At 67.8% G+C, this 17943-nt stretch carries 9 protein-coding genes and 1 pseudogene; 6 read left to right on the top strand and 4 right to left on the bottom strand.

Features of this window, described 5'->3' with window-relative positions:
* The first annotated feature begins 46 nt into the window (after positions 1–46).
* On the top strand, positions 47–433 hold the full coding sequence (locus tag EV385_RS02365; RefSeq protein WP_130507951.1) for a TIGR03618 family F420-dependent PPOX class oxidoreductase: 387 nt from the start codon (positions 47–49) through the stop codon (positions 431–433).
* Here EV385_RS02365 and EV385_RS02360 read toward each other — a convergent pair.
* The 3 genes from EV385_RS02360 to EV385_RS02350 form a co-directional block, all read right to left on the bottom strand.
* Positions 405–1052, bottom strand: a complete 648-nt coding sequence (locus tag EV385_RS02360) for a DUF2625 family protein (protein ID WP_242624657.1) — start codon at positions 1050–1052, stop codon at positions 405–407. The two genes, EV385_RS02365 and EV385_RS02360, sit on opposite strands and share 29 nt — an antisense overlap.
* A 216-nt stretch (positions 1053–1268) precedes the next feature.
* A complete protein-coding gene (locus tag EV385_RS02355) occupies positions 1269–1487 on the bottom strand; it encodes a hypothetical protein (protein WP_130507950.1) in 219 nt (72 codons plus the stop codon).
* Between the two features lie 185 nt (positions 1488–1672).
* A protein-coding gene (locus tag EV385_RS02350) for an IS5 family transposase (RefSeq protein ID WP_423203093.1) occupies positions 1673–2396 on the bottom strand; the annotation gives its coding sequence in 2 pieces (ribosomal slippage) (positions 1673–2174 and positions 2173–2396; 726 coding nt in all).
* A 249-nt stretch (positions 2397–2645) separates the two neighbouring features.
* Between EV385_RS02350 and EV385_RS02345 the strand changes: the two genes are divergently transcribed.
* From EV385_RS02345 to EV385_RS02335, 3 genes and pseudogenes are all read left to right on the top strand, one after another.
* On the top strand, positions 2646–2939 hold the full coding sequence (locus tag EV385_RS02345) for a hypothetical protein (protein WP_130507948.1): 294 nt from the start codon (positions 2646–2648) through the stop codon (positions 2937–2939).
* An 8-nt stretch (positions 2940–2947) separates the two neighbouring features.
* Positions 2948–4381: pseudogene (locus EV385_RS02340) on the top strand (alpha/beta hydrolase); the annotation flags it as partial.
* Positions 4382–4716: 335 nt separating this feature from the next.
* Positions 4717–5118, top strand: a complete 402-nt coding sequence (locus EV385_RS02335; RefSeq protein ID WP_130507947.1) for a hypothetical protein — start codon at positions 4717–4719, stop codon at positions 5116–5118.
* 216 nt (positions 5119–5334) lie between these two features.
* Here the strand turns inward: EV385_RS02335 and EV385_RS02330 are convergent, their stop codons facing one another.
* Positions 5335–6570 (bottom strand): hypothetical protein, encoded by a 1236-nt coding sequence (locus EV385_RS02330; RefSeq protein WP_130507946.1) that lies wholly within the window; start codon positions 6568–6570, stop codon positions 5335–5337.
* A gap of 566 nt (positions 6571–7136) precedes the next feature.
* Here EV385_RS02330 and EV385_RS02325 point away from each other — a divergent pair.
* On the top strand, positions 7137–11177 hold the full coding sequence (locus tag EV385_RS02325) for a LamG domain-containing protein (RefSeq protein ID WP_165449367.1): 4041 nt from the start codon (positions 7137–7139) through the stop codon (positions 11175–11177).
* A 14-nt stretch (positions 11178–11191) separates the two neighbouring features.
* Positions 11192–17926 (top strand): RHS repeat-associated core domain-containing protein, encoded by a 6735-nt coding sequence (locus tag EV385_RS02320; protein WP_130507944.1) that lies wholly within the window; start codon positions 11192–11194, stop codon positions 17924–17926.
* The last annotated feature ends 17 nt before the right edge of the window (positions 17927–17943 follow it).

Genomic DNA, 17943 nt, shown 5'->3' with positions numbered 1-17943 from the left:
CCACGCCTTGGACATGGCACGGCGCTGGGCGATCCACGCTCGGCCCATGTCAACTCACCAGCCTCTGCCGCAGCCCGTGGTTGATCTTCTCCGGCAGCCGAATCCCGCGGTGATGGCCACGGTCGCCGCTGACGGCCGTCCGGTCACCGTGGCCACCTGGCATCTGCTCGAAGACGACGGCCGTGTGCTGCTGGGCCTCGACGCGAAGCGGCCGCGGCTCGAGCACCTGCGCGCGGACCCGCGGGTCTCGCTGACCGTGCTGGCGCAGGACAACTGGGGTACCCACGTCAGCATGCATGGCCGGGTCGTCTCCATCGCTGATGACGTGGGCTTGCGGGATATTGACCGGTTGTCGCGGCGTTACGACGGTGAGCCGTATGTCAATCGTGAACGTCCTCGGGGACTCAGGCGGGGCTTCGACCATTTCGGGTGACGCCGATCAAGGACATCGCTTCGGACATCGGTACCGGGCGGCGGGAGGCTGCGCTGAGATCCTTGCCTTCTCTCGTCCACGGCGGAGGCCACAGACTGATGGCGTGGTCGAGGCGGCACGCCTGCACGTCGTCAACCCATCCTGGCCACCGCAGATCCTTGTAGAAGGCGGTCGTCGCGCCACCGAGCATGGCAGCGAGCCAGTCGCCATAGCCGCGCTCGCAGTCCTCCCAGTCCATGGTGTCCGGGGCGAGGTAGCAGATCGTGGGCTTGCCGGTGGTGTTTGGTCTCCAGGCGAACTGACCGCCCAAGACGTCTTGGGCCACGATGACGCCGCTGGTGACGCTGTCGTTGATCTCGCTGAGGCTGGCCAGGTGGCGCTCGTTGTTGCCCGATCCCAAGACACGCAGCCACCCGTGATCGATCACGAGACCGCCGCTGCGGTGCACCACCGCACCCAACCAGGACCGCGTCGTCACCTGCGCCCACAGCAACTCCTCGTCGGCGCGTTGCGGGTCAGCGGCAAGCGTGACAACTGGGTATGGCGATGCGGCGACTGCGGCCTCGATCTCGGGCCAGGCTGGATCATTCGATTCGACCAGGTCGGTCAGCAGGCGCACGGTGGCACCCTACCTGCGTAGGCCCAGCACCCCCGGACGCTTTCTCCCCGTGTGCCAGCGGCGCGGCCGAAGGCCCAGCGTGAAATCCCGTACCCCCCGTGACGGTGCGCACCCAGTCAACGCCCGTCGCGTCACCGAAATGCTGATCCGATCAAGCGCTGGCGGACGTCGGCGGGGCGAGCTTTCCCGGCGGTGGACCGCCGGATGAGAAGCCGTTCATCCGGCCTGGTCCTGGACGCTGACGCCCGACAGCTCCTGAGCGATGGCCTCGGCCCGTTCGACATTGAGATCCGCTGGCTGGCGCACCTCGACGCCGCTGACGTGCAGCGGCTGTGGCGATCCTGGATCGGCCACCAGATCTACCAAGCCGTCCTCGAGAGCCAGGCGGACAACCATTGGCTGATCCGCGGGCTCGAAGTCGAACACGAACCACATCGATATCGAGGATCCTTTCGGCCGAGCCTGAGCAGTTCGAGAACGTTGCGGTCTCCGTCGTCAACACCCTCCGTCGCTTTCGAGCCGGCCATACCCCTACGGCCCGACCCCGACGCGGAACCTCTGCCGTTGCCCTGGCCGTAAGGAGCCCCCCGACGCCGCTTCCCACCGTCTTAGACCGCATCTCATTTGGGGTTGTTGCTGGTCAGCAGGTTGAGGCGTACGGCGCGGCGGTAGCAGATGACAGCGCAGGCCAGGCGCAGGAATCCGAGGAAGTGGAAAGCCTTGCGTTCGTAACGGCGGACCAGGCGCCGGAACCGGCTAACCCACTCCAGGCAGCGTTCGATGACGTAGCGGTACCGGCCGAGCCGGGACGATGATTCGATGCCTCGGCGGGCGATCCGGGCGATGATGTTGCGCTCATGCAGCACCTCGCGGCAGGCCGGGTAGTCGTAGCCCTTGTCGCCGTGCATCTTGACCGGCCGGTGACGGGGCCGACCGACCGGCTGGCGAACGGGGCTGACGCCATCGACCACGTCCGCGAGCAGCAGATGATCGTTGACGTTGGCGGCAGAGACATCCGCATACAGGGCAAGCCCGTTCCGGTCCGCGACCGCGTGGACCTTGGAGCCGGGCTTACCGCGATCGACCGGGCTGGGCCCGGTCAGGTCCCCCTTTGACCGCGCGCACGTGCATGGCGTCCACGCTGGCCCGCGACCAGTCGATCTGTCCGGCTGCGCCGAGCACGTCGAGCATGGCCCGATGCAAGGCGTTCATGACCCCGTGAGCGGTCCACTCGGTGAACCGGTCATCGATACGGCGTCGTCCACCGCCCTGGTGACGTTTCGGGTGCGCGGGCAGCAGCGGCTGCGCGAGCACCCACAACGACTCCGGACAGTACTTCTCCACGTCGTCCATGCCCGATCAACGAATGACCTTGCCCGACAACAACCCCAAACGAGATGCGGTCTTAGTTCCATGGGCGCGCCCTTCGACGCAGCGATCCGTACGGAAAGCCCGTTTGGTGGTGAATGCGGGGCCACATGGATGTAGGTGTTGTAGTACCGTCCCGCGTGCGCCGTCGAGGCGGGCGGCGCATGACGGGGGAGGCGCACGGCTATGGGGTATCCAACGGGGCAGGTCGATACGGTGGCGTTGGTGAAGGTCGGCACAGCGGTCGATCAGTCGTCGGACAAGTTCCAGCAGGCGTACCGGGCCCATGCAGGGCAGTTGGGTTCCGCTGGCGCGTGGCGTGGCTGGGGGACTGGCGAGGTGCTGGCAAGCGCTGAGAAGGCATGGTCGGCCTTCGTCCGCAATCTCGTCGCCCAGGTCGACGCCCACGGCATGTCACTGAGCAATGCCGCGAAGGACTACGCGACTACTGACCGCGGTGCCGCGGCCCGGCTCGCCGGGAGTCCCAATGGGCATCCCACGCCCGGCGCGGCGCGGTAGGCGTCGGGATGGCATTCACACTGCAGACACTGCTCGACGCCGACCCGGAGCGTGTCCACGCCGCGGCCGAGGCGTGGCTGGCGGTGGCGGGCGACCTCGACGACGCCTGTGAAGACCTGATCCGGGGCAGCCGCGATCTGCCCTATGCGTGGCCGCTCGGCCCCGCGGCGCAGGCCGCGCAGCAGGCGAACCGTGACCTGCGAGCCGAGGCGAGCAACACGGAGCCGCCGTGCCGCCGGATCGGTCAGGCGCTGCGAACCCATGCCGACACGATACGTAGCCTGCAGGAGATGGCTCGGCAGATCGCCGCCGAGGCGACCAGCAAGGGTTTCGTGGTCGACCTCGCCGCCGGTACGGTGGCCGCGGGCACTGCGCTGGCGTCGGATTCCAGCGCCGGGCAGCAGCTCGCGCAGGCGATCTCGTCGTACGTGCAGCAGCTGCAGGGGATCATCGAGCGGGCCGTGGACCTGGACTCCTCGACCATGAACGCGATCCAGGTGAACCTGCCCGACCCGCGGACCGGGTTCGGCACCGGCAGCATCGCGCCGGTGACCGCCGCGGCGTTGCAGGGTCAGAAGGGCCGGCCACCCGCGGACGTGAAGGCGTGGTGGGACAGCCTCACCCCGCAGCAGCAGGAAGACGCCATCACCACCTTCCCGGACCTGGTGGGCTGGCTGGACGGGGTACCGGCGTCGGACCGCGACATCGCGAACCGGTTGTTCCTGCACAACCGGCAGGATCAGCTGCAGAGCCTGGAGGACGGCTACCGGCGGCGGATCGCCGAACTGCAGTCCCAGGGCGTGGGTGATGACTGGGCGAAGCAGAACGAGCTGGGCATCCTGCTGCAGGAAGTGGGTGCGATCGACGCCATGCAGGCGAAACTGGCGCCGGTCGACGCAGCCCTGACGAAACTCGGGGGCAATGGATTGCTGCTGGGTATCGACCCGCAACCCGGCGGTGACGGCAAGGTCATCATCGCGGTGGGCAACCCCGACACGGCGCAGCACACGGCGGTGTGGGCGCCCGGCCTGGGCACTACCCTTGAGGGCAACACCAAGGACAACGTCGACCGGATGATCGCCCTCAACGAAGCCGCCAACGCACACGCCGACCCCGGCGAAACCGTGTCCACTGTCTACTGGCTCGGCTACGATGCCCCCGAATTGGACTCCGTCGGGTTCGAGGACCGTTCCAAGGCCGGCGGACCGCCGTATCTGAACTTCATGGAGAGCATGCGCGCCACCCACGAGGGCCCCGCGAACCATCTCACCGCGATGGGCCACTCGTACGGGTCGACCGTCGTCGGCGAAGCCGCCAAGACCGGCAACCTGCGCGTCGACGACATCCTCGTGCAAGGATCACCCGGCATGCACGTCGACCACGCCCGGGACCTGCACGTCGACCCCCGCCACGTCTGGGCCGGTGCCTCCAGCACCGACCCGGTCTCCGGCACCACAGGCGTACAGGACATCCTCACCGTCCTTGGTGGGGGTGTCGGCCAGATGCTCGGCGAGTTGTACGCCGACGGGCACGATGGCAGCCCTCACTACCAGGAGTTCGGGGCGAACAAGTACCACGTGGACACGCCGCTGCACACCAGCTACTGGGACCGTGGCAGCGACAGCCTCAACAACCAGGGCGCCATCATCGCCGGGAACTACGAAGCTGTCACACTCGACCACGGGACGAAGCCGGAGAACAGGTAATGCGAATCTCAACCAGGCTTGCCGTCGTCGCCGTACTCACCGCCTTGGCGGGCTGCACCAATGGAGGGGCCGTGGACACCAAGACCGAAGCCGACGTGAACGCCATCGTCCGCCAGTACGCCGAGGACATCCGCAGCACGATCGGTGGCCAGTTCACCAAACAGGGCGAGTCCTCGATGGCGTGCACCGGGAAACTGGGTGAGACCAGCGACGACGTCTACAGCGTGCAGGGCGCTTACCAGATCACGCTCGCTCCGGAGAAGCAACTGCCGACCCTTGCGCAGTTCCGCGAGCAGTGGAAGGCGAAGGGCTGGAAGATCACCGAAGACGAGACCTTCGGCGAGAACCGGGGAAAGCTGTCGGCCAGCACCGGTGACGACGGCTACGAATTGAACCTGACGACCGCTAAGACCCCAGAATGGCTGGCCGTCCTCATCTACTCCCCGTGCTACAAGTCGCCAACGCCGCGCTAGTCGAAAGTGGCTGACAGGCAGGATCGCTGGGCCCGGCGCTTCCTCGGCATGGGCGTGGCGGCGGTCCTCACGGTCACGGCCAAGTTGGCCACTAATACCAGCAGGGTGCTCACCAGCAACTGGTAGAAGGTCCGGCGGTCGCCCTGGATGACACTCATGTGCCGACGGTATGGCCTGCTGCCGTGGATGTCCGGTGACGCTCCCGGACGAAGCGCTTCAGAAGGAGTGGTCCCAGGTGAGGTTGAGGTGGACGCTCCAGAAGGCGCAGAACACGGCCATCCCGCCGATCACCGCGTAGGGCACGGTGCGGTTGCGGCTGCGGACCATCGCGTACGCGACGGGCAGCAGGAGCGGGAACGCCGGCATCAGGTGGCGGGCCTTCGCCCAGTAGAAGCCGTCACCGGTCAGGACGATGGCCAGGCAGGCGCCGGCGTACACCAGCAGTGGCCAGGGGAGCCGTTCGCCGAGGGCCACGACGAACAGCAGCACCGCGATCAGCAGGACCAGGGTGACCTCGGCGAACTCCAGCGGTTGCTTGCCGAGTAGGGCCGCGTTGGCGCTCTGGCGGGTGTAGCCGCCACCGTCGAAGCTCATGTTCCAGACGACGCTCTGCACGTAGAAGTAGCCGTCGGCGCGGCCCAGGCGCACACCGACCCAGGCGAGGTAGCCGAGCAGGCCGACCGGGGCGAGCAGCATCGCGCACCACGCGCGCCACCGGGCCGGTTCCCGGCACACCTGCACCAGCGCGGCGAGTCCGACGGCGAGTACCAGCGCCGCCGCGGTGGGCCGGGTCAACCCGGCCAGTAGGCACAGCGCCCCCGCGGTCAGCCAGTTGCGGCGCAGTACGGCCAGCAGCGCGCCGGCCGCGAGCGTGGTGAACAGCGGTTCGCTGTAGCCCATGGACTCGATCACGCCGTGCGGCAGGACGGCCCACAGCGCGGCGAGCAGGACCCCGGTGCGGGGGTCGCGCAGGTGCGCACCGACGGCGTACAGGGCGGCGGCCGCGGTGAGCCCGCACGCCCAGGCCACCAGCAGCAGGGCGGTGGTGAGGTGGATCGGCAGCAGGAACTTCGCGGCGGCCACCAGCGCGGGGTACAGCGGGAAGAACGCGAGGTTGGTGAGCTCGGGCTCGCCGTCCTTGCCGAGGGGGATCGCCTCGTCGTAGCCGTGCTCGGCGATCCCGCCGTACCAGACGGCGTCCCAGCCGGTGAGCAGGCTGCGCAGCGTGGGATGGTCCGGGTCGGCCTCCGCGTACGTGTCGAGCACCAGCAGCGTGCCGACGCGCAGTGCCAGGTACAGCGCCACCGCCACCAGCAGGCCGCGCAACCACGGCCGCTGCCAGCTCATGCCGCGCCGGCGGAGAGCCGCCAGCCACGAGCTGCCGGACTGCTCGAGCGTGCGTGGCAACGGAATCGTGGCCGTCGCGGCTGACTTCGCCTGATCTGTGGTCACCCGGGCCACTCCTCGCCACGCACGTCAGAGACATCGATCAACGGTGCACCGTACCCGCTGGCAACCTTGTGAGGGAACGGGGGAGGAATGCACCGGTGCTCAGAGGAGGGCGAGCCTCTGAGTACCGGACCGCTCAGCGTGCGGCGGGCGTCTTCCAGTCCTGGTGACCCGGCATGGCCCAGGATCTTCTTGTTGTACAGCCAGCTGTTCAGGAACGGCTTGAGGTTGCGGCGCGAGGTGTCCGACATGAGCGACAAGGCCGAGCAACCTACATCTGCGGGAGGGTCGCGAGGTCGGGTCACGGGGAGCCGCAACGCTTAGGTGATCATCACTATTGACGGGCCTCGACTGAGCCCTCTACGGTCGGTCTGCACGCTTGCTGTGCGGGGATCTCCGCGGCGGGGACGGACCTGCCCCCGGCAAGCTTTCGATGGCTTTGCGGGGGAGATTTCCTGATGTCGATGGCGCGTGGCCGCATTGTGCTCGGTTCAGCCTTGGCGGTCTTCGCGACGTCGCTCTGTGTGGTAGCGCATCCGGCGGCTGCGCGGGCGGCCTGTCCTGCGGGAGTGGCCGCTGACCAGGAGCCCACCGCGCAGACGGAGGCCTCCGCGCAACGGCTCGCCGTTGCTTGCGCGAAGCCGGTCGAGGTGCTTGCCGGGGCGGACGAGACCACCAGGGTGATGGCGCTGCCGTCGGGAGACTTCTCGTTGGACAGCTACCTGGAACCGCAGCGGGTGAAGCGCGGAGATCGTTGGCTGGACCTGGACACGCGTCTGGAGAAGACGGCCGACGGCCGGTTCCGGCCCCGGGTTGCGGCAGACGTGTCCTTCTCCGCTGGTGGTACCGCTCCGTTCGCGACCTTCCGGGAGGGTGGTGCGGACTTCACCCTCAGTTGGCCTTCCGCGCTGCCGTCCGGTGTGGTGTCGGGTGACTCGGTCACCTATCCGAATGTCTATCCGGATGTCGATTTGGTGGTCCGGGCCGTCGCGGGGGGTTTCTCGCACGTGCTCGTGGTCAAGACGCCCCAAGCTGCGGCGAACCCTGCGGTGCGTGAGTCGTCGTACGTGATCGGGGGCTCCGCCACCGTGTCCGAGACGAACGACGAGATTGTCATCAAGGGTCCGAAGGGTGTGGTGGCCGGGGCGCCGCGCCCGGTGGCATGGGACTCCACCCGAGCCGCTCCGGCGTCGATGAAGGCGCTGCGCAGTTCACCGGCCGGCGCGGCAGCGCCCGCGGCGAGCCCCTCGACCGTGCGTGCGCCCGGGGATCTGGCCCGGCGGTCGGACCTCGACGTCCAGATCTCCAACCGGACGCTGAAGGTGCGCGTCGACGAGGGTCTGCTGGCAGGTCAGTCGGCGTTCCCGATCTTCATCGACCCGGTGTACTCAAAGTATTACCAGAAATGGATCCCCGTCTCGAAGCTCCATCCGGACTCGCGGTGGACATCCGGTGACAGTTACCCCCGGGACGTCATGAGGGTCGGCTCGAACTGGGACAACCACTCGGACGTGTGGCGTGCCCATACGCAGTTCGACATCAGCATCCTGAAGGGCAAACGTCTAATCAAGGCGCCGAGCGTCGAAGCCTATGTGGTGCACACGGGCGCGTGTGCCGGGGAAGCGTTGGAGATCTGGCAGACGAACGGGATCGACGGCGACAACCTCACCTGGAACGGCATGCGGGACAAGTGGCTGCACGGTGATCCGCTGCAGACCAGGACCGCCAAAGCGAACTCCGGCTGCAGCGGTCAGAAGCCGAACTACGTCAAGTTCGATGCCTCCGGGATCAAGTCCCACGTGCAGCGGCACGCCGACGCCGGCTTCACGACGATCACCTTCGGACTACGGGTGCCGACCGAGAACGGCGGCCACTGGGTCAAGGTCGACCGTGACAAGGTCAAGCTGACCGCTGAATACCAGTCGAAGCCCACCTCGCCGGTGGCGGCCCGCTCGGCGCCCGGCGGTTCCTGCAACCGCACCTCGCCCGGCCCGTGGATCAACGACAGCACGCCGACGCTGTACGGCACGGCGACCGACACGGACAATTCCGTGAAGGTCGTGTTCGATCTGACCGGGCCGACCAGCCCCGCCGACTACACGTCACGTGCAGTTGCCTCCAAAGCAGAGGCAGACTGGACGACACCGACCCTGGCCGATGGCAACTACAAGTGGCGGGTCTACGGTACGGACGGCACCGACTCGACCGGCTGGACGGACTACTACTGCTACTTCCGGCAGGACCACACCCCGCCGACCATGCCGGAGATCACCCGCACGTCGGGGCAGCCGGTCCTCGGCCAGCCCGTGACGCTGAGCTTCTCGTCGACGGATGCCCTCTCCGGTGTGCAGCGCTTCGAGTACGGCGTGGGCGTGGACAGTGGGGACACCACGGTCAACGCCTCGTCCGGAAAGGCGAGCGTGACGTTCACCCCGGATTCCGGACGCACGCAGATCTATGTCTGGGCCAAGGACAACGCCGGCAACCGCTCCGCCCGTGCCATCTACAACGTGTTCACCGGCCGGATCACGCCGATCGTGCCGATGGGCGTCTGGCGGTTCACGTACGACCTGCGCGATGACTCGGGCACCACGGATGATTCCGGCAACAAGGACGTGCACGCCGACGAGAAGGATCTGCGCTGGAATGGATCGGCTGGCCCGTCGTACACGGCCGACCATCTGGGTAAAGGTGGGGCGGCGCTCGAATTCACCGGCGGAACCTGCGCGTCCACGATGCCGGTACTGCGCAGTGACGTGGAGTTCACCGCGGCGGCCTGGGTGAAGCTCGGCGACAAGTCCACCAACCGTACGGTGCTGGCCATCAGCGGTGCCGACGCGCCCGCCTGGATGCTCGGCTACCACGCGGGTACGGACCGGTGGGAGACGGTGCTCACCGACCGCGACAGCTCGTCGGTCAGCTGGACGGTCGCCCGCAGCACCACGGCGCCACCGCTCAACACCTGGCAGTACGTGGCGGCCAGCGTGGACCCGGTGGGCAAGGTGCTCCGCTTGTACCTGGACGGCAAACTCGTCGCCGAGACGGCGATCTCCTCAGTCCCGTGGCGTGGTGAGGCGCGCACGCTGATCGGTTGCGGCGGGTACGGGAGTACCACCTACCAGGAGATGGTCGGCGCCATCGACCAGGTCGGTATGTGGAGCGGTCTGCTCACCGAGGCGCAGCTCTCGGCGGCCGCCAACGAACTGCCGGCCGGTGTGTCCGGTGCATGGATGTTGCGCAAGACCGGCGCCGATGACTCCGGCCACGGATACGATCTGAGCATCCCGGAACCCGTTGTGCCTGAGCCGACCAACCCCGAGGTTCCCGACGAGTCCACCGACCCTGAGACGCCGCCCGCGCCGGCGGCCCCCACGGCGTGGACCGGTGACCAGTATGCCCGGCCCGAGTCCGCCTGGTACGTGACCGGTGACCGATGCGCGACCAGCCCGCGCTCCGTAGTCCGCAGCGACGAGTCGTTCTCCCTCGCGGTCTGGGCCCGGCTCGACGACACCAGCAGGATGAACCAGACGATCATCGGCGCGGACGGCAACCGGGTCAGCGGCTGGTTCCTCGGAGCCCGGACGAACGGGCAGGGCGTGCCGTTCTGGTCGCTGATGATGAAAGCCTCCGACGACGAGAAATCCTCCTCGGAATGGGCCTACTCCACGACCAACGCCTTCGCGGCCACCGTCGGCAAGTGGACCCACCTGGTCGGCACCTACAACGCCACCACCAAGACCATCACCCTCTACGTCAACGGCGAGAAGGTCTCGTCCGTGGGCCGCGGCGGCACCAACTGGGCCGCGTCCGGGCCGCTCACCATCGGCTGCGGGAAGTACGCCGGGGTACCCGCGGACTACTTCCGCGGCGCGATCACCGACGTCCGGGTATGGCGCGGCGTGCTCACCGACGCCGAGGCGACCGCGGTCAAGGGCGCCAACCCGCCGGTGAAACTGGAGGGAATGTGGCCGCTGGAGGGGCCACGTGCCGAGGAGCCGACCAACCTCGAAGACCGCTCCGACAACACCCGGCACCTGAGCGTGGCCGGCGCGTACAGCTGGGAACAGGACCGCTTCGCGAGCCGCAACGGCGCGCTCGGGCTGGCCCTGGCCGAGGGATCCTGCGCCGAGACGGCCGGGCCCGTGGTCCGCACCGACGGGTCGTTCTCGGTCGCCGCGTGGGTCTCCCTGGACGAGCTGACCGGCACCCGCACCGTGGTATCCCAGTCCGGCACGGTCCGGCAGGGCTTCCGCATCGAGTACTTCGGCGAGGCCAACCGGCTGCGAGTGGTGATGCCGCACAGCGACACCGCCAACGCGCCGCTCGTGGAGGTTCGCTCCCTGGCCGCCCCGGCGGCAGGCACCTGGACCCACGTCGCCGCGGTGTACGACCTGCCCGCGAGGAAGCTGCGCTTCTACGTCGACGGCGAGCCACAGGGGGAGGCACCCGTCCCGTCGGCTCCGTGGCACGCGGCGGGCCCGCTGACCGTCGGCTGCCTCGGGTCGACGGACGGCCGCCGCTCCGACTACCTGGGCGGCGTCGTCGACGACGTCCGGGCCTGGAGTTCCACGGTCGACCCCGACCTGTTCGGCACCTTCGCGCACGCCTGATCCGGGAGAGATCGATGTCGCAGCAGAAGTCCCTGTTCTCGCCCGCCCGGCGCAGGGTGGCACTCGGCGCCGCGGCGCTGATGGTGACGTCCTTCCTCACCTACCACTGGGTGGCGCAGGAACTGAACGGCGAGCGACACGTGGAGTCTGTGGCCGCGAAGGACTTCGGCGTCGTGCACGTGACGACACCGCCGCTACCGGCCGACGGCGGCACGTGGACGGGACCCGCCAAGGGCCGGTGGCCATCGGCCGGGTCGGCCGAGATGGTGCTCACGGGCGCCGCGGGGGAGGAGGTGCGGGGCCAGGCCGGCTCCATCCCAGTGCGGGTGAAGGCCGTGCCGGGCAAGCCCACCCCGAACCGGGTTCGGGTCTCCGCGCTGCCCCGGGAGCACTCCGCGAAGCTGGGCGTCAGTGGTCCGGTGATCGCCGTGGAGGGCGACAAGCCCGGCGAGGTCGACGCCGCCATCGACTACGACAGCTTCTCCCAGCTGTACGGCGGTGACTGGGCCGCCCGGCTCACCCTCGCCCAACTCCCCGCCTGCGCCGCCACGACACCGCAGCGGGCGGAGTGCCAGGCGACGACGCCGACCCGCGCCGCCAAAACCAAGGACACCCTTGCGACCCGGCTGTCGGTGTCCACCGCGGGCGCCACGATGCTCGCGGCGACCGGCGACACCGAATCCGGCGAGGGCGACTACAAGGCCAGTGACCTGCAAGCCTCCGGATCGTGGACTGCCGGCGACGGCTCCGGCGGTTTCACCTACACCAACGCGATCAAGGTGCCACCCGCGCAAGGCCCTACCCCGGAGATCGCGCTGAACTACTCGTCGCAGATGGTCGACGGGCGCATGGCCGGCAACAACAACCAGGCGTCCTGGGCGGGCGACGGCTGGGACTACTCGCCCGGTTTCCTCGAACGCACGTACGTCACCTGCCTCGACGACCTGGCCAAGGTCGACGGCAAGGACGCCAACAACAAGGACAAGAAGACCGCCGACCAGTGCTGGAAGGGCAAGTCCCCGAACATCACGGTCGCCCTCGGCGACACAAATGCCACTCTCGTCAAGGACGACGCCACGGGGCAGTGGCGTCCGGCCCAGGACGCCGACTGGAAGGTCGAGTACCAGGGCGCGGCCGCGACCAAGGACGCGGCCACCACCGAGCGGTGGGTCATCACCACCCCGGACGGCACCCGCAACTACTTCGCCAGCGAAGTCGCCGCGGCCAACTCCCGGTGGACCGTCCCGGTATTCGGCAACCACGACGGCGAGAACTGCCACGCCGACGCGTTCAAGGACTCCTCCTGCCAGCAGGCATGGCGGTGGCTGCTGGACAAGAAGATCGACGTCAACGGCAACATGACCCGCTACTTCTACAAGAAGGAGACGGGACACTACGGCGCCGCCGGTGACAAGAACAACCGGGTGGCGTTCGACCGCGGAGGCAACCTCGAGCGCATCGAGTACGGCCTCCACACCGCGTACCCGGACGTGGCGGCCACCGCCCGGGTCGTGTTCGCCACCGCCAACCGCTGCTTCGCCAGCGAGTGCTACAAGGACGACAAGCCGGTCGCCGCGAACTGGCCGGACGTGCCGTGGGACAAGGAATGCACCGCCGAGCCGTGCACCGACAAGCTCGCCCCGGTCTTCTTCTCCATCAAAAGACTCACCAAGATCACGACCGAGGTCCGCAGCGGCAGCGCCTTCACCCCGGTCGACTCCTGGACGCTGGACCAGGAGTTCAAGGCACCGAAGGTGGCCCGCTCGGCGTCGCTGTGGCTCAAGCAGATCACCCACGCGGGCCACGTCGGCGCGACGATCACCGACCCTCCGGTCGTCTTCCACGGTGTCGAGCTGGCCAACCAGGTCAACGCGATCGCCGGTGCGGAGATGTTCTCCCGCTGGCGCATCGACAACGTCCGCACCGAATCCGGCGCCGACATCCACGTCACCTACTCCGACCCGGACTGCGACGGCAACGACCTGCCGAACGTCTCGACGAACAGCCGACTCTGCTACCCGGTCTACTGGACCCCGGACGGCTACTTCGAACCGACCCGCGACTGGTTCCGCAAGTACCTGGTCAGGGAGATCAGCCACAGCGACCGGACCGCGGACCAGCCCGCGATCACCACCCGGTACGAGTACTCCACCGACGGCGGCGGCACCAACGTCCTGTGGGGCTGGGACGACGCCGAGTTCACGAAGAAGAAGCACCGCACCTACGGCCAGTGGCGCGGGTACGCCCAAGTCGTCTCGAAGGTCGGGCAGAGCGACACGGGCAAGGTGCTGACCACCCGCAAACGCTTCTACCGCGGTCTGGACGACCAGCCACTGCCGGACGACAAGACCCGCAACGTCCAGGTGACCGACTCGGCCGGCAACACCTACACCGACCATCCGGCCCTGGCGGGTGCCACCCTCGAGGAGGCCAAGCTCGACGGCGGCACCGTGGTCGAGGCGAGCACCACCGCGTACTGGGTCAAGAAGACCGCGGAGCGGGACCGCACCGGCGGAAGCGACCGGGCGTACCTGGTCGCCCCGTCGGTGCAGAAGACCCGCAAGCTCATGGCGGCCGGGACCTGGCGACAGACCGAGACCCGCACCGACTACTACGGTGACGGCTACGCCAAGACCAAGGACGAACTGGGCGACACCGGCAAGGCCGGGGACGAGAAGTGCACCCGGTACACGTATGTGAGCAGTGACGGGCCGTGGCTGCGTGGTCTCATCTCCCGCTCCGAGACCGTCGCCGAGCGGTGCGACGCGGCGACATCCCGCCCGGACGACATCGTCTCCGATGTCAAGACCTTCTACGACGGGTCCGAGACGCACGGGACGGCGCCGACCAAGGGTCAGGTCTCCCGGGTCGACACGCTGAACACCTGGACCGGCGGAGCGCCGGTCTACACGACGACCTCCCGCGCCTCCCGCGACGGGCTGGGCCGGGTCGTCAGCTCCACCGACTCGCTGGGGAAAGCCACCACGACCGCCTACACGCCGGCAGGGCCCGGACCCGTGACCCAGACGAAGACGGTCAACCCGCTCGGCCACGAGGTGATCACCGACCAGAACCCGGCCTGGGCGGCGCCGACGTCGATCCTGGACGCCAACAAGAAGCGCACCGACCTGCAGCACGACGCCATGGGCCGCCTGACGAAGGTGTGGCTGCCCGGCCGGGCCAAGGCCACAGCCACACCGAACCTGGAGTTCGGCTACCAGGTCCGCAACGACGGCCCCGTCGCGGTGACCACCAAGCGGCTCGGGCCTAACGGCAACTACATCACCGAGGTCGGCCTTTTCGACTCGCTCTACCGCTCGGTGCAGAAGCAGGAGGACGCCCCCAAGACCAAGGACGGCAAGGACGCCCGCCTGATCACCAGCACCGGCTACAACGACCGCGGCCAGGTCGAGTACGAATCCGACGAGAACTACGCACTCGGCAAGCCCAACACAGCGCGGCTTCAGATCCAGCCCGGTGAGGACCGCAGCCGGACCGTGTCCACCTACGACCGGCTGGGTAGGGTCGTCGAGAGCGCCCTCTGGTCGAACAACGTCAAGAAATGGGCCACCACCACCGCCTACGGCGGCAACCCGGACGGATGGCAGGTCGCGGTCACGCCCCCGCAGGGTGCCACGGCCACCGCCACCATCGAAAACGTCGACGGCGATGTCGTCGAGAAGCGCGAGTTCCACGGACGTCAGCCGACCGGTGACTTCGACGCGACCAAGTACACCTACACCCCACGGGGCGACCTCGCCACGGTCAACAAGGGCAAGTACGTCTGGAAATACGAGTACGACCTGCGCGGCCGCGAGACCAAGACGACCGACCCGGACAAGGGCACCACCAGCGTCGAGTACAACAACGCCGACGACGTCACCAAGTCCATCGACGCCAAGGGCGACATCGTCACCACGACCTACGACGACCTGGGCCGGCAGAAGGAACGCTTCTTCAACGGCGTCAAGGCCGCCACCTGGACCTACGACACCGTGGCCAAGGGACACCCGACCAAGTCGACCTCGATCGTCAACGGATACTCCTTCAGCCGCGAGATCTTCGAATACAGCGACACGTACCAGGTCGTCGACGAGGAGTCGGTCATCCCGGCCATGCCCGGACTGACGGCTCTCGCGGGGACCTACGTGGCGACCCACACGTACACGGCCAACGGTCTGCCGTACCGCGACAGCCTGCCCAAGGTCGGACCGACGGAGAAGGAGGGCATCACCCGCACCTACGACGACCTGGGCAACGTCACCAAGCTGGCCGGCACCTCATCGCCCTCCGGCACCGTACGCACCTACGTCGACCGGACCGCCTACTCGCCGTACGGTGAAGTGCTCAACCGCTGGCTCGGCACGCCGGTCGGGGACAAGCCGCAGGCGTACCAAAACTACGTGTACGACGACGTCACCCGCCGGCTGCAGGAATTCTACTTCGACCGCGACGGCACCGTCCCGAACGTCGCCGCGCTCAAGTACGAGTACGACGACGCCGGGAACGTCCTGTCGATGGCCAACCGCCCCCTCGACGCGGACAACAAACCGCGCCCGGGCGAGCAGGACGTGCAGTGCTTCTCCTACGACTACCTCCGCCGACTGACCCAAGCCTGGTCCCAGGACTCCACCACATGCGGCACGCCGGCCACCGCATCGATCGGCGGCAAGGCGCCGTACTGGAAGTCGTGGGCCTTCGACGAGCACGGCTCCCGAACCACGGCCACCGACCAGCGGGCCAGCAAGACATCGAAATACGACTACCGGGACGAGACCGGCGCCACGCAGCCCCACGCGGTCCGCACCATTACCACCGGCGACCAGGTCGACCACTACGACTGGGACGAACGCGGCAACCTCACCTACCGCAAGATCGGCGACCGCAGCGAGACGTTCACGTGGAGCCCGCACGGCAAACTGACGAAGATCAGCGGGCCCGAGGGCGACACCACCATGGTGTACGACGTCGACGGCAACCGGATCGCACGCGTCGACCCGGGCGGCACGGCCACGGTATTCGTCTACGGCCACGAGTACACGACCACCCCCAACCAGGGCACCAGCGCCACCCGCTACTACGAGCACGCCGGTGACACGGTCGCGTCCCGCACCGACACGACAAGCCGCAAGGGCGACATCATCTGGCTCGGGGCCGACCAGCAGGACTCGGCCACCTGGGCGGTCAACTCGGTGACCCGGGTCGCGACGATCAAGTACAACGATCCGTACGGCAATCCCCGCGACGGCTCCGCGACACCCCAGTGGCCCGCCGGGCAGCGGGGCTTCGTCGGCGGCGTCGGTGACCCGACCGGTCTGACCTTGTTGGGTGCGCGCTACTACGACCCGAAGACCGGTGCATTCATCTCCGTCGACCCGGAAGTGGACGAACACGATCCACAGCGGCTGCACCCGTACGCCTACGCCAACAACAACCCGACCACCTTCTCCGACCCCGACGGCCTGTTCTGGGGCGCCATCAAGAACGGGTTCCAGAAGGCCGCTGGCGCGGTCGCCAGCGGGGTCACCACGGCGACGAAAGCGGTCGTGGACAACGCGGGCACCATCGCCACGGTCGCCGGCACGGTGGCCATGGTGGCCACCTTCCTCCCGCCACCCGCGCAGGTAGTGGCGGCAGCGGCCGGCGCGGTGGCGGCGGTCGCCGGTGCCATCGACACCGCCAAGTCGTGCTCGGCGGGCGCGGTGGGGGATTGCGCGGTCGGGATCGCCAGCATGATCCCCGGCGTCCGGCAGGCGAAGAACGCGGCCCGCGGAGTCGGCGCGCTCAAGGACGCGGCCAAACAGACGCTGAAGAGCTGCAACAGCTTCACGCCCGATACGCCGGTCCTGATGGGCGACAACAAGACATGGAAGCCCATCAGCGAGATCCAGCCCGACGACGAGGTCCGCGCGTTCGACCCGGAAACCGGCGCGAAGGGCTCCCGGCCCGTCAATGCGGTGATCACCGGGTACGGCGACAAGCACCTGGTCAAGATCACCGTTGATGCAGACGGTGACCAGGTCGATGACGGCGCGGTCACCGCGACCGACGGTCACCCGTTCTGGGTGGCGAGTGAACGGGACTGGCTCAACGCCTCGAAGCTCAAGCCGGGCATGCGGCTTCTCACGCCGGACGGCGCGCGGGTCACCGTCCTCGCGGTCGTCGCATACGACGCGGTCGCGACCGTTAACAACCTGTCCATCGACAACATCAACACCTTCTATGTCATTGTCGGCGACACGCCGGTCCTGGTGCACAACACCGGCGCCTGCTCACTTCTCAACAACCGGGCTGCCGAAATCCACAACGTTCTTCGGGACGGAACTGTGTCTGGCTATTGGCGCTGGAAGTTGGGTACAACGGCCGTTGTGCGGGCCAAGATCGGAGACGAGTACGTTGATGTCGTCGCAGCCAACGGCAAGGGTTTGACCGAAGCGCAGGAGGCTGCGCTTCGAGGAAACGAGATCGCGGCGGACAACTATCTGGGATATCACGCCGAAACCAATGCATTGAAATTCATCGACGATGTCGGTGGAACTGCGATCGAGGGCGGCGCTAGTCGCAATGTCTGTCCATGGTGTGAGAACACCATTCGGGACAGGGGTGGGCAATTGGCTGGCCCGTCGAATTGGCGGCAAGTGGTCCCCGGGGTCGGACGGAACTATCGGCCCAAGGGGCAGCGCAATTTCGTCGCGACGACGGGAACGCAGCACAGCATCAACACACGGCTGCGAAAAGGCATACTGTGAACTAGACAAGGCCGGGT

It is taken from the genome of Krasilnikovia cinnamomea (genome assembly GCF_004217545.1).
Classification (GTDB): domain Bacteria; phylum Actinomycetota; class Actinomycetes; order Mycobacteriales; family Micromonosporaceae; genus Actinoplanes; species Actinoplanes cinnamomeus.
This window is presented reverse-complemented; position numbering and strand designations above follow the sequence as displayed.